We start from the raw sequence: 13,314 nt of genomic DNA, 5'->3' as shown, positions 1-13,314 counted from the left end.
CAGGTCGCCGCAGACGGCGAGACCTGCTCACCGACCTTCGGTGAGTCGGGAAACCGACCGGCTGCTGTGTCACAGACTCCCGCGACGCGTCCATGCGAGGCGGGTGCACCGAGGCCGCCCGGCCACCTTGTTTTCGACTCCGGGCAGTCCCGGCCTATCGAGGGAAGGAATCCATTGAGCGACACCACCGACGTGACGTCGGATGTTTCCAACGTCGCTGGCGATGCCACCACCGCCGCCGCCCCCGCCCGTCGTCGGCGCAGCGGCACCGGCCTCTCGGCGATGCTGCTGCCGGAGCTGCAGAGCCTGGCCGCGTCGCTCGGCATCTCGGGCACGGCCCGCATGCGCAAGGGCGAGCTGATCAGCGCGATCTCCGAGCGGCAGGGCGGCGCCACCGCCGGGACCCCTCGACCGCGGGCCGAGGCCGCTGCCGCTCCCGCCCGTGAAGAGGCCCACGCCGAGGTCCGCGAGAGCACCGAGCGGCCGACGGCCGGGCGGCGTACCGCGGAGCAGGCTCCGGCGGAGCCGGCGGCGGCCGAGGCCGAGCCCCGTGGCCGGACCCGGCGCAGCCGGGCCGCCACCTCCGAGGCGCGGGCCGCGGAGGCCCGTCCGGCGGAGGCTCGTGAGGCGGAGGCCGTCCGTCCGGCGGAGGTTCGTCCGGCGGAGACGCGCGCGGACGAGACCGAGGCCGGCGAGCGTGCCGACCGTGGCCGTGAGCGCGGCGACCGTGCTGAGCGCGGCGACCGTGCGGAGCGGGGCGACCGTGCCGAGCGGGGCGACCGTGCCGAGCGGGGCGACCGTGCCGAGCGCGGCGACCGTGCCGAGCGGGGCGACCGCGCGGAGCGTGCCGAGCGGGGTGACCGCAACGAGCGCGGGGACCGTGCCGAGCGCGGGGACCGTGCGGACCGTGCCGAGCGCGGTGACCGTGCCGAGCGGGGCGAGCGCAACGAGCGGGGTGACCGCGGCGAGCGTGCGGAGCGCGGGGACCGCAACGAGCGGGGCGAGCGCGCCGATCGGGGCGACCGTGACCGCAACGAGCGCGGCGACCGGGGCCAGCGCGTCGAGCGTGACAACGACGGCGACGACGACGAGAGCGGTGGCCGGCGTGGCCGGCGCAGCCGGTTCCGGGACCGCCGCCGTGGCCGCGGTGAGCGCGCCGAGGGCGGCGACGGTGGCCGCGAAGGCGGGCGCGACGGCGGACGCGAGCCGCAGGTCGGCGAGGACGACGTGCTCGTCCCGGTGGCCGGCATCATCGACGTGCTCGACAACTACGCGTTCGTACGGACGACCGGCTACCTGGCCGGCCCGAACGACGTCTACGTCTCCATGTCGCAGATCAAGAAGTACGGCCTGCGGCGCGGCGACGCCATCACCGGTGCGGTGCGCGCCTCGCGCGACGGCGAGCAGCGGCGGGACAAGTACAACCCGCTGGTGCGGCTCGACACCATCAACGGGATGGAGCCGGACGAGGCGAAGCGCCGGCCGGAGTTCTACAAGCTCACCCCGCTCTACCCGCAGGAGCGCCTGCGGCTGGAGACCGAGCCGCACATCCTCACCACCCGGGTCATCGACCTGGTCATGCCGCTCGGCAAGGGCCAGCGCGCGCTGATCGTGTCGCCGCCGAAGGCGGGTAAGACGATGGTGCTCCAGGCCATCGCGAACGCGATCACGCACAACAACCCGGAGTGCCACCTGATGGTGGTGCTGGTGGACGAGCGGCCCGAAGAGGTCACCGACATGCAGCGGTCGGTGAAGGGCGAGGTCATCGCGGCGACGTTCGACCGTCCGCCGCAGGACCACACCACGGTGGCCGAGCTGGCGATCGAGCGGGCGAAGCGCCTGGTCGAGCTGGGCCACGACGTGGTCGTGCTGCTCGACTCGGTGACCCGCCTCGGTCGCTCGTACAACCTGGCGGCGCCGGCCAGCGGTCGGATCATGTCGGGTGGTATCGACTCCACCGCGCTCTACCCGCCGAAGCGCTTCCTGGGTGCGGCCCGCAACATCGAGAACGGCGGCTCGCTGACCATCCTCGCCACCGCGCTGGTGGAGACAGGGTCCATGGCGGACACGGTCATCTTCGAGGAGTTCAAGGGCACCGGCAACGCGGAGCTGAAGCTGGACCGGAAGATCGCCGACAAGCGCATCTTCCCAGCCATCGACATCCACCCGTCCGGCACGCGCAAGGAGGAGATCCTGCTCGCGCCGGAGGAGCTGGCCATCATCCACAAGCTCCGGAAGGTCCTGCACTCGCTGGACTCGCAGGCGGCGCTGGACCTGCTGCTGGACAAGCTCAAGCAGACCCGCACCAACATCGAGTTCCTGATGCAGATCGCCAAGTCGACGCCGGGGGAGTGACCCTCCCCGGGTGAGGCAGCGAGAAGGGCACGGCCACGAGGCCGTGCCCTTCTCGCGTCCCTGCCCGTCGGTCTCGTGGGTGAGCTTCGGTGCCGCGTGCCGCGTGCCGGGCGTCGGGTGCTGTGCACCGCAGACGGGCAGCCGGGCGATCCACCTTGCCAGCTCGTGTCCGTGACGATCGGTGACCTTCGCCTCGAAGAGTCTTCGTTGTGACTCTGCGTGACCGAATTTGGGCGCGTGAAGAGCTTGCCGCTGTGGGCGTCGCTGGCAAGGGCCTGTGACCAGGTGATTCGTCGTGAAGGCGCGATCCGGCCGTACAGTTCTTCAGTCCCCTTTGCTCTGCATCCACATAGGCACCGCTTACATGGCGTGTCCGGTGCGGATATGGATGCAGAGCAAAGGGGACGGAGCGAGGGGTGGAGCGGCGCGGAGTCGCCCACTCTCCGTAATCGAATGTGGGTGGTCGTGCGGCCCCGGGCGCACGGCGCAGGGCGGCCCCTGAGCGCACGCGCGGTGCGGGTGGCCGTGGAGCCCCGAGCACACGCTGCGGTGTGGCCCCTGAGCGTGCGCTGCGCGGACCCGTGCGGTTCGGCGGTGAGGTCCGTGGGTGGGCGTGCGGTTCCGTGGGTGTGGTGGCGGGCGCGCGCATGCGGCACGTGCTGCCGGGCTGTGGCTCCGCTTGCGCGATGCGGGGGAGGCGCGCTGCGGGGAGGCGCGCTGTGGGGAGGCGCAGTGCGGGGAGGCGCGCTCCCGGGGCCCGCGCTCCGGAGGGCGGTACCGGCAACGGCGGGGACGACCGCCGGAAGGGTGGAGTTTTCCTTCGCTTTGGCCGGCAGCTATTGAAACTTCTATTCACCGTCCGGTTGACTGTCGCCCATGCGTACCCGCAGACGATCCGCCCGGCTCGCAGGCGTCCTGCTGCTGACGCCGCTGCTCACCCTGGCCGGCACTGTGCCGGCGAACGCCGGTGCGCCCGCCCCGGCCACCGACCCGTCCCTCACCGCCGCCGAGGACGCACCGCGCGCCTCCTCGTACTCCGCGGGCTCCGTGACGCTCGCCGGCGACCCTGCCGCGAGCATGTCGGCCGCCGCAGCCCCGACCGGCGTGGAGCCGGCCGGCGGGCTGGAGACGGCGAAGACCACCCGCCCGGTCGCCCCGGGCCTCAACCTGACCTCCTTCGACCGGTACGACGCCGACGGCTGGCTGCGCGCGGACGCGCTGACCGCCGACCTCACCGGCGGCCTCACCGTGGACTACGTCAACTCCGGCGCGGTCAGCCGGGCCGAGCCGCTGCGCGGCGCCGTCGACGCGGCCCGTGCGGTCGCCGCCGTCAACGGCGACTTCTTCGACATCAACAACTCCGGTGCCGCCCAGGGCGTCGGCGTCCGTGACGGCCAGCTGGTCCAGTCCGCGGTCAGCGGGCACCGCAACGCCGTCGCGATCACCACCGAGGGGCTCGGCCGGGTCATCGAGGTGAACTTCGACGGCACCGCGACCCTGCCCACCGGTCCGGTGACGCTGACCCAGTTCAACAACATGATCCAGGCGAACGGGATCGGCGTGTTCACCGCGCTCTGGGGGTCGTACACCCGGCAGCGTGCGGTCGAGGGCGCCGCCCGCGTCACCGAGGTCACGGTGGTCGACGGCCGCGTCGCCACCGTCGCCGGCACGGCCGGAAGCGGGGCGGTCCCGGCCGGCACCACCGTGCTGCTCGGCCGCGACGCCGGCGCGGACGCCCTCGCCGGGCTGCGTCCCGGCGACGCGGTGACCGTCGCCTACCGGCCGAAGCCGGCCGACGGCAGCAACCTGCACGCGGCCGTCGGCGGCGGCAACGTGCTGGTCCGCGACGGGGTGGTGCAGAGCATCGCCGACGCGTCGCTGGCCCCGCGCACGTCCGTCGGCTTCTCCGCCGACGGCCGGCGCATGATCATGCTGACGGTGGACGGCCGGCAGGTCGACAGCCGGGGCGTCACCCAGACCGAGATGGGCCGCATGATGGCTGAGCTCGGCGCGCACCACGCGCTCAACCTCGACGGCGGCGGCTCCTCGACGCTGCTCGCCCGGGAGCCGGGCGCGGCGGCCGTGCAGGTGGAGAACAGCCCGTCCGACGGCAGCGAGCGGGCCGTGCCCAACGGCCTGGCCATCTACGCGCCCAAGGGCAGCGGCCGGCTCACCGGGTACTGGCTGGAGACCGCCAGCGACCCGACCACCGCCCCCGGCGTCGCGCCGGTGCGCGGCGGCCGGCCCGACCGCGTCTTCCCCGGCCTGACCCGCCAGCTCACCGCCGCCGGCCACGACGAGACGTACGGCCCGGCGGCCGGCGCGCCGACGTGGCGGGCCAACCCGGCGGTGCACGGCGTCGTCGACGGCAAGGGCCGCTTCCGGGCCCTCCTGCCCGGAAGCACCACGGTCACCGCCTCGCGGGGCGCGGCCCGTGGCACCCTCGACCTGACCGTGCTCGGGCCGCTGGCCCGGATCGACTCCACGGTGGAACGGGTCGGCCTGACCGGCGCGCAGGGCAGCGCGCTGTTCGGCGTCGTCGGCTACGACGCCGAGGGCAACACCGCCCCCATCGAGCCGGCCGACCTGAAGCTCGACTACGACAAGGACCTGCTGAAGATCGCCCCGACCGCCGACGGCAACCTCGCCGTCACCGCCCTGCGGGACACCGGGTCGGCGCTGGTCACCGTCCACGTCGGCCGGAGCAGCACCGTCCTGCCGGTCACCGTCGGGCTGACCGACGTGCCGGTGGCCGGCTTCGACGACGCGGCATCCTGGAAGTTCAGCCAGGCGCGGGCCAGCGGCGCGGTCGCGCCAGCGCCGGGCCGCACCGGCACGGGCCTGAAGATGACGTACGACTTCAGCCAGTCCACCGGCACCCGGGCCGCGTACGCCGACCCGCCCGCCTGGATCGAGGTCGCCGGCCAGCCGCAGGCGTTCGGCATGTGGATCCACGGCAACGGCACGGGCGAGTGGCCCAGCCTGCACCTGCACGACGCGCAGGACACCCAGCACGTGCTGCGCGGCCCGCTGATCACCTGGACGGGCTGGAAGTACGTCGAGTTCGCCGTCCCCGCCGGGGTGCAGTACCCGGTGCGGGTCCGCCGGTTCTACGTGGCCGAGACCAACGCCGCCGCGCAGTACCGCAGCGAGGTCATCATCGACGACCTGGTGGCGAAGGTGCCGCCGACGGTCGACGTGCCGGCCGAGAAGCCGCGCACCGACCGGGTGGTGCTGCGCGACGGCACGGTGGACGGGGCGCCCTGGCGCTTCGCCGTCCTGTCCGACGCGCAGTTCGTCGCGGCGAACCCGGACAGCGACCTGGTCGCCCAGGCCCGCCGTACGCTGCGCGAGGTCAAGGCCGCGAAGCCGGACTTCCTGGTGATCAACGGTGACTTCGTGGACACCGCCTACCCGGCGGACTTCGCGCTGGCCAAGCGGCTGCTGGACGAGGAACTCGGCGGCGAGGTGCCGTACTACTACGTGCCCGGCAACCACGAGATCATGGGCGCCCCGATCGCCAACTTCCGGGCCGCCTTCGGCGACACCGAGCGGACCTTCGACCACAAGGGCACCCGGTTCGTCACGCTCAACTCGTCGACGGGCTCGCTGCGCGGCGGCGGCTTCGACCAGGTGCGGATGCTGCGCGAGGCGCTCGACTCGGCGACCGGTGACCCGGCCGTCAACTCGGTGGTCGTGCTGCACCACCACCCGCCGCGCGACCCAAGCCCGGCCAAGGCCAGCCAGCTGGGCGACCGGAAGGAGGCGGCCCTGCTGGAGCAGTGGCTGGCCGACTTCCAGCACCGCACCGGCAAGGGCGCCGTGTTCGTCGGCGGGCACGTCGGCACCTTCCACGCCGACCGGGTCGACGGGGTGCCGTACCTGATCAACGGCAACTCGGGAAAGAACCCCTCCACCCCTGCCGACCAGGGTGGCTTCACCGGGTGGACCGAGTTCGGGGTGGACCCGGTGAGCCCGGCCGAGGCCGACCGGGCGCGGCGCAACCCCCTCGTCGAGGGCCCGCGCTGGGTCGCCGCCGAGATGCACGCGCACGTCGACGCGCTCACGCTGACCGCCCCGGCCAGCGTCGCGGTCGGCACCCCGGCGACGGTCACCGCCACGGTGACCCAGCCCGGTGGGCGTACGGTGCCGGTGGCGGCGCCGGTGAGCGCGGACTGGTCCGCCTCGCCGAACGTGCACGTCGGCTCGATCCTGGGGCTGAAGCCCTGGCACGTGGCCCGCTTCGACCCGGCCACCGGCAAGCTCACCGCCCTGCGCCCCGGCGCGCAGGTCAAGCTCGCCGTCGCGGTCAACGGCGCGCGGGCGGAGGCGACGATCACGCTGGCGGCCGCCGCCGCGGCTCCCGCCGCCTGAGTTGCACCGCCCCGAGGCCCGCACCGACTTCCGGTGCGGGCCTCGGTGGTGACCGGTGCCGGCCTCAGAAGTCGCCCTCGGCGACCTGGAAGACGGTGAGGCCGAGGGCCCGCCACATCCGCACCACCTGCTGGCGGTCGTCGAAGACGCCGACCACCCGGTAGCGGTCGGCGATCTCGCGCTCGTAGATCTCCCGCTTCACCACGGAGTCCTTGCGGCTGTCGCCGACGGCGCGCAGGTGCAGCCCGAGGTAGGGGACCCGGACGTGCCGGGCCAGCCACGCCTCGGTGGCGGCGCGGGCGGTGACGTCCCGGCCCGAGCAGAACACCACCCCGTACCCGGCGGCGTGCATCGCCCGGACCGCCGCGATCACCGCCGGGTTGGGCTCGTCCTCGGCGACCCGGGTCATGTCGTACGGGCTGCGCGAGACGTTCAGCGCGACCGTGCCGTCGATGTCGACCAGCACGATCTCCGGCGGCTCGGTCGGCGGGGCGTGCACCGTGGCGGGCCGCCCCGTCCGGGCCTGCGGCACGGGCAGCGGCAGCGTACGTCCTTCCAGGTAGCGCTCGTGCAGCCGGCGGATCCACGCCTCGCCGACCCGGTCGGCCTCGGGGCGGGCGGCGTCGCGGCGCAGGCACTCCGCGAGCGGCACGTCGGTGAAGTCGTGCACCTCGAACCCGGCGCCGTGCCGGGCGGCCAGGTCGGCCCAGTCGCGCAGGGTACGCGAGCGCAGGTTGGTGTCGTCGACGCAGACGTCGGCGCGGGCCCGCAGCAGCGCCTCGACCTGCGCCCGCTGCACGAGGGTGACCTGCCACTCCGCCCACTGGGTGAACAGCCGCTCGCCGTGCAGCATGCGGCGCAGGTCGTCGCGGTTGACGCGGACCACGGAGGGCTGGAGGGTCCGGGCGAACGTGGTCTTGCCGGAGGCGGGCAGTCCCCGGGTGGCGATCAGGCGGGCCATCGGCTCCTCCGTGTCGTACGTCGTCGGCGGTCCCGCCGTCCGCGCCGCGTGCCCCGGCCGGGGCACGACGCCGACGGCGGCCGTGCCGGGACGAATGCCCGGCCAGGCGTCGGGAATGCGGGAGGTGGGGCGTGCGTTGTCGATGCCGGACCAGCCGTGCGGCCCGACTGCCGGGTCGGCGTACGCCCATGGCACACTGGTCAATCGGCCACCGGTTCCGGTTCACGCCCGAGCCCGTCGCGCGCCGCGACGGACACCGACGGCGACCCGGCGACCATCCACGAGAGGACCGAGGCGAGATGAAGTCCAACATCCACCCGGAGTACGTGACCACCGAGGTCAGCTGCTCCTGCGGTAACACGTTCACCACCCGCAGCACCGCCAAGGGCGGCTCGATCCACGTCGAGACCTGCAGCGCCTGCCACCCGTTCTACACCGGCAAGCAGCGCGTCCTGGACACCGCGGGCCGGGTGGCGAAGTTTCAGCAGAAGTACGCCAAGGTTCAGGCCAAGAAGGCCAAGTAGCTCCTCGTTCGGCGCCCGCGTCCGGTTTCGTGCCGGACGCGGGCGCCGTCCGTATTCCCCTGGTCCTGCCCCGTACCCGTCGAAGGAGCCTCCCCCGCATGAGCAGCGAGCGCCTGGCCGCCCTCCTCGACGAGTACGCCGAGCTGGAGAAGCGGCTGGCGGACCCGGCCATCCACGCCGACCAGAACACCGCCCGCCGGGTCGGCCGCCGGTACGCCGAGCTGGTCGGACTGCACAAGGCGGCCGGTGAGCTGGAGCAGGCCCGCGCCGACCTCGTCGCCGCCCGGGAGCTGGCCGCCGAGGACGCGTCCTTCGCCGCCGAGGCCGAGTCGATCGCGGAGAGCCTGCCGGCGCTGGAGCAGCGGCTGGCGGAGCTGTTGATCCCGCGCGACCCGCACGATGCCAAGGACGTGATCGTCGAGATCAAGGCCGGCGAGGGCGGCGAGGAGTCCGCGCTGTTCGCCGGCGACCTGCTGCGGATGTACACCCGCTACGCCGAGCGGCGCGGCTGGCTCACCGAGGTGATCGACGCCCAGGACTCGGACCTGGGCGGGGTGAAGGACGTCTCGCTGGCGATCAAGACCAAGGGCGTGCCCGAGGGCGGCAACGGCGTCTGGTCCCGGCTGAAGTGGGAGGGCGGCGTGCACCGGGTGCAGCGCGTACCGGTCACCGAGTCGCAGGGCCGCATCCACACGAGCGCCGCCGGGGTGCTGGTGCTGCCGGAGGCCGAGGACGTCGACGTCACCATCGACCCGAACGAGCTGCGCATCGACGTGTTCCGCTCGTCGGGGCCCGGCGGCCAGTCGGTGAACACCACCGACTCGGCGGTACGGATCACGCACGTGCCGACCGGCATCGTGGTCTCCTGCCAGAACGAGAAGTCCCAGTTGCAGAACCGGGAGCAGGCGATGCGGATCCTGCGCGCCCGGCTGCTGGCGGCGGCCCAGGAGCAGGCCGACGCGGCCGCCTCGGACGCCCGCAAGGCGCAGGTGCGCACCGTGGACCGCTCCGAGCGGATCCGCACCTACAACTTCCCGCAGAACCGGATCACCGACCACCGGATCGGCTACACAGCGTACAACCTGGACCTGGCGCTCGCCGGTGACCTGGACGGGGTCCTCGACGCCCTCGCCGAGGCCGACCGCGCCGCCCGCCTCGCCGGCGACACCGAGCTGACCCGCCGCTGACCCCCGGGCCCGACGGGGCGGCCGGGGTCAGGAGGCGCGGGGGCGGGTCTTCGCCGCCAGCATCGCGCGGTCGGCGGCCTCGAACGCGGTGCCGAGGGCGTCGCGCAGGCCCGGGCCGGTGGCGCCCACCTCGGCGAAGCCGACGCTGACCCCGACCGGCGTGCCGGGGACCAGCGACTCCCAGTCCTCGGTGCGCACCGCGGCGTCGATGCGGCGGCCCACCTCGGCCGCCTCGGTCATCCCGGCGCCGGGCAGCACCACCACGAACTCGTCCCCGCCGTAGCGGGCCACGAAGTCGCCCCGGCGCATCACCCGGTTGATCACCCCGGCGATGCGCTGGAGCACCAGGTCGCCGGAGTGGTGCCCGTGCCGGGTGTTGACGGCCTTGAAGCCGTCCAGGTCGCAGACGCCGATCACCACCCGGTCGCCGTGGGCGACCAGGGTGGCGATGTAGCGCTCCAGCCGCCGCCGGTTGGGCAGCCCGGTCAGCGGGTCGGTCAACGCCTCGCCCTCGAAGCGGGCCGCCTCGCGGCGCATCTCCTCGTGGTCGATGCGGGCGGCGATGCCGTCGATGTAGACGTCGCGGAGCCGGTCGTTGCGCTGGGCGGCCAGCCGGAACGCCAGCCGGTCGGCCCGGTGCGCCCCGGCGTGGTCGCCGGCGCGGGCCAGGGCGATGCTGCGCAGCCGGGCCGGTTCGGCCGCGCCCAGCGTCTCCGTGGAGACCTGGACGGTGTCCAGCCGGGTGACGGCCTCGATCGGCCGCCCCTCGGCGACGGCCAGGCAGACCTGGCCGAGCTGGCGCATGTCGCGGGCGCGGGCGCTGTCGCCGCCGTGGCCGAGCAGCCCGGCCGGGCCGGCCTTCGGGTCGACGTCCCACCGGTCGCCGAGGGCGGCCCGCCGGGCGGCGGCGTAGCCGTACGCGGCCAGGCTGCTGGGGCGCAGCTTCCCGGCCCGTCCGCTGCCCACGAACCGGTCCAGGTCGGCGGCGACGTCGCGCAGTACCCGCAGGCAGCCGTCGCTGTCGCCGTTGTGGTCCAGGGCGACGGCGTTGCGCAGCCGGATCCCGGGGGCGGCGAAGGTCTCCTCCGGGATCTCGGCGGCGCTGCCGAGCTGCCGCGCCCGTTCGATGGCGCCGAGGGCGTAGCCGTGGAAGCTGAGGTACGAGTAGGCCATCGCCAGGTCGTGCCAGCCCCACGCGGTGTCCCGGTCGGGGTCCGCCACGGCGCCCAACGCCCGGGCGGCCTTCACCAGGTGGGTGACGCAGCGGTCCAGCGCGCCCTGGTGGTGCGCGGCGAGGGCGGCCAGCGCGTTGAGGTGCCCGAGCAGGTAGGGCTCGGCGAGGTCGCGGACGGCGGTGGAGGCCTCCTCGACGGCCCGGGTGTACTCCGCCGTCCGCCCGAGGTTGATCACCGCGGAGAGGCGCTGCACCAGGGCGTCGGCCCGCGCGTACGGGTCGGTGGTGGTGGCGACGACCCGGTCGAGGATCGCGTACGCCTCGGCGGAGCGGCTGGACTCCTGGAGGGCCCGCGCCCGCGTCAGGGCGTCAACCTGGTCGGTGACCCGGTCGAGCCAACCCACCGCGACCTCCTGTCGGTGTGCGTCCGGACGCATCCGCTCGTGATGTCCAGCGCGACGCCCCATGATTATCTCGTGACCACCGTGCCGCAACACCCGTCCGAAGGGACGAGACGGCAGCGCCCTTCCGTGGCGTTGGCCCGGGCGTCCCGGGCCCTCGCCGACGCCGGTATCGCCTCGCCCCGCGCCGAGGCGGAGCAGTTGGCCGCGTACGTGCTGGCGGTGCCCCGGGGGCGGCTGGCGCTGGCCGACGACCTCACGGCCGAGCAGCTCGACCGGTTCGACGAGCTGGTCGCGCGGCGGGCCGGGCGGGAACCGTTGCAGCATCTCACGGGCAGCGCCGGCTTCCGGCACCTGGAACTGGCCGTCGGGCCGGGCGTCTTCGTGCCCCGGCCCGAGACGGAGCTGCTCGCCGGCTGGGGGATCGCGCAGGGCCGGCGCCTGGGCGCCGCGCTGGTGGTGGACCTGTGCAGCGGCTCGGGGGCGATCGCCCTCTCGGTGGCCCAGGAGCTGCCGGCGGCCCGGGTGGTGGCGGTGGAACGGTCGGCGGCGGCGCTGCCCTGGCTGCGGCGCAACGCGGCGGCCCGCGCCGAGGCGGGGGACCGGCCGATCGAGGTGGTGGCGGCGGACGTCACCGCCGCCGACCTGCTCGCCGACCTGGTGGGCCGGGTCGACGTGCTGCTCTGCAACCCGCCGTACGTGCCGTCGGACGTGGCCGTGCCCCCGGAGGTGGGCCGGCACGATCCGGCGGACGCGGTCTTCGGCGGCGGGGACGGCCTGGCGGTGATCCGCCCGGTGATCGCGCGGGCGGCGGCGCTGCTGCGCCCGGGCGGCGTGTTCGGCGTGGAGCACGACGACACGCACGGCACGGCGGTGCCCGACCTGCTCGCCGCGGACGGCCGGTTCGAGGCGGTCGCCGGCCACCCGGACCTGACCGGACGGCCCCGCTTCGCGACCGCGTCCCGCCGGGCGGACGGCCAGCACGCCGCCGTCGCCGCGACGTGGCAGACTGACTCCTCGTGATGCTCTACGACTGCCGGTCGCCCGCCGACCGGGACCGCGGCATCGCCGCTGCCATCGAGGCGGTCAAGAACGGCGAGCTGGTCGTCCTGCCGACCGACACGGTCTACGGGATCGGCGCGGACGCGTTCACCCCGTACGCGGTCAAGGCCCTGCTGGACGCCAAGGGTGGCCGTCAGGTGCCGCCGCCCGTGCTGATCGGCTCCCGGCACACCCTCGACGGCCTGGTCTACTCGCTGCCCCAGGCGGCCCGGGACCTCGTCGAGGCGTTCTGGCCCGGGGCGCTGACCATCATCGTGGCCCACTCGCCCAGCCTGCGCTGGGACCTCGGCGACTCCTCCGGGACGGTGGCGGTGCGGATGCCGCTGCACCCGGTGGCGCTGGAGGTGCTGCGCGAGACCGGCCCGATGGCGGTCGCCTCGGCCAACAAGACCGGCCAGCCGGCCGCCCTCACCGCCGAGGAGGCCCGCGACCAGCTCTCCTACTCGGTGCGGGCCTACCTGGAGGCCGGGCCCTGCCCGGATCCGGTGCCGAGCACGATCGTGGACCTCACCGGCGAGGTGCCGCAGCTCCTCCGTCAGGGCGCCGTCGGGTTGGAGAAGCTCCGCGACGTGGTGCCCGACATCCTCGTCGGCCAGGGGGTCTGAGTGCCTCCGTTCACCGTGCTGCACGTGTGCATGGGCAACATCTGCCGCTCCCCGATGGCCGAGCGGCTGCTGGCCCTCGCCGTCCGGGAACGGCTGGCCCGCCACGAGATCGACCCGGAGCGCGCCGACGAGCTGCTGCACAGCCACAGCGCCGGCACCGGTGGCTGGCACGCCGGCGAGGAGATGAACCCGCCGGCGTCGCGCCAGGTGACCTCCCGGGGCGGCAGCGTCGCCGGCTTCGCCGCGCGCAAGCTGCGCTCGGACCACATCGACGCCGCCGACCTCGTCCTGACCGCCACCGCCGACCAGCAGGAGTACGTGGTGGCGCTGCGCCCCGACGCCGAGTCGCGCACGTTCGTGCTGGGCGAGTTCGGCCGGCTGCTCGCCGGCGTGGACGCCGCCGCGCTGCCGGCGGCCGAGGCGACCCCCGACGCGGTGTACGCGCGTGGCGTGGCCCTGGTGGAGGCCGCCCACGCCGCCCGGCTGGGCACCACCTCGCTGCCCACCGACGATCTCGACGATCCGTGGGGGCGCGGCGACCAGTGCTTCAGCCGGGTCGCCGACGAGATCGAGGAGAGCGTCCACCCCCTCGCCGCGGTGCTCCTGCCGTAACCCGCCCGAGTTACCCGCCCGCGTGAGTTTCCTGCGGGTTTGGGGGAAAGGGGGGGTCC

The 13,314-nt window shown here is 74.4% G+C and carries 9 protein-coding genes; 7 read left to right on the top strand and 2 right to left on the bottom strand.

Annotated features, from left to right (window positions below; genetic code table 11):
* Window positions 1-174 precede the first annotated feature (174 nt).
* Together rho and ACN27A_RS15905 are read left to right on the top strand one after the other, a co-directional pair.
* Window positions 175-2,355 carry a transcription termination factor Rho gene (gene rho / locus ACN27A_RS15910; protein ID WP_421454112.1) on the top strand — a complete coding sequence of 727 codons (2,181 nt, stop codon included), beginning with the start codon at window positions 175-177 and terminating at the stop codon, window positions 2,353-2,355.
* A gap of 876 nt (window positions 2,356-3,231) precedes the next feature.
* Window positions 3,232-6,729 carry a phosphodiester glycosidase family protein gene (locus ACN27A_RS15905; protein WP_421454109.1) on the top strand — a complete coding sequence of 1,166 codons (3,498 nt, stop codon included), beginning with the start codon at window positions 3,232-3,234 and terminating at the stop codon, window positions 6,727-6,729.
* A gap of 64 nt (window positions 6,730-6,793) precedes the next feature.
* On the opposite strand, the gene ACN27A_RS15900 is transcribed toward ACN27A_RS15905, so the two are convergent.
* Entirely contained in the window at window positions 6,794-7,690 is an 897-nt protein-coding gene (locus ACN27A_RS15900) for an AAA family ATPase (RefSeq protein ID WP_421458483.1), read from the bottom strand.
* A 299-nt stretch (window positions 7,691-7,989) separates the two neighbouring features.
* On the opposite strand from ACN27A_RS15900, the gene rpmE reads away from it, so the two are divergent.
* Together rpmE and prfA are read left to right on the top strand one after the other, a co-directional pair.
* Window positions 7,990-8,214 carry a 50S ribosomal protein L31 gene (gene rpmE / locus ACN27A_RS15895; protein WP_088998650.1) on the top strand — a complete coding sequence of 75 codons (225 nt, stop codon included), beginning with the start codon at window positions 7,990-7,992 and terminating at the stop codon, window positions 8,212-8,214.
* A 98-nt stretch (window positions 8,215-8,312) separates the two neighbouring features.
* The gene (gene prfA / locus ACN27A_RS15890; protein WP_421454106.1) at window positions 8,313-9,401 is read left to right on the top strand and encodes a peptide chain release factor 1; all 1,089 of its coding nucleotides are present in this window, start codon (window positions 8,313-8,315) and stop codon (window positions 9,399-9,401) included.
* Between the two features lie 27 nt (window positions 9,402-9,428).
* On the opposite strand, the gene ACN27A_RS15885 is transcribed toward prfA, so the two are convergent.
* Complete coding sequence (locus ACN27A_RS15885; RefSeq protein WP_421454103.1) at window positions 9,429-10,979, bottom strand: GGDEF domain-containing protein; 1,551 nt, start codon at window positions 10,977-10,979, stop codon at window positions 9,429-9,431.
* Window positions 10,980-11,060: 81 nt separating this feature from the next.
* Between ACN27A_RS15885 and prmC the strand changes: the two genes are divergently transcribed.
* From prmC to ACN27A_RS15870, 3 genes are read left to right on the top strand one after another with little or no spacing between them, the layout of a single operon-like run.
* Complete coding sequence (gene prmC / locus ACN27A_RS15880) at window positions 11,061-11,999, top strand: peptide chain release factor N(5)-glutamine methyltransferase (RefSeq protein WP_421458482.1); 939 nt, start codon at window positions 11,061-11,063, stop codon at window positions 11,997-11,999.
* Window positions 11,999-12,643: an L-threonylcarbamoyladenylate synthase gene (locus ACN27A_RS15875; RefSeq protein WP_151452912.1), complete on the top strand. Its 645-nt coding sequence runs from the start codon at window positions 11,999-12,001 to the stop codon at window positions 12,641-12,643. Before prmC ends, ACN27A_RS15875 begins: the two co-directional genes overlap by 1 nt.
* Window positions 12,644-13,255: a phosphotyrosine protein phosphatase gene (locus ACN27A_RS15870; protein ID WP_421454100.1), complete on the top strand. Its 612-nt coding sequence runs from the start codon at window positions 12,644-12,646 to the stop codon at window positions 13,253-13,255. It abuts the gene before it with no gap.
* Window positions 13,256-13,314: the final 59 nt, after the last annotated feature.

Origin of the sequence: Micromonospora sp. WMMD737 (assembly GCF_049179055.1) — a bacterium.
GTDB lineage: Bacteria > Actinomycetota > Actinomycetes > Mycobacteriales > Micromonosporaceae > Micromonospora > Micromonospora reichwaldensis.
The sequence above is the reverse complement of the archived record's forward strand: the minus strand, read 5'-3'. Positions and strand labels throughout refer to the sequence as shown.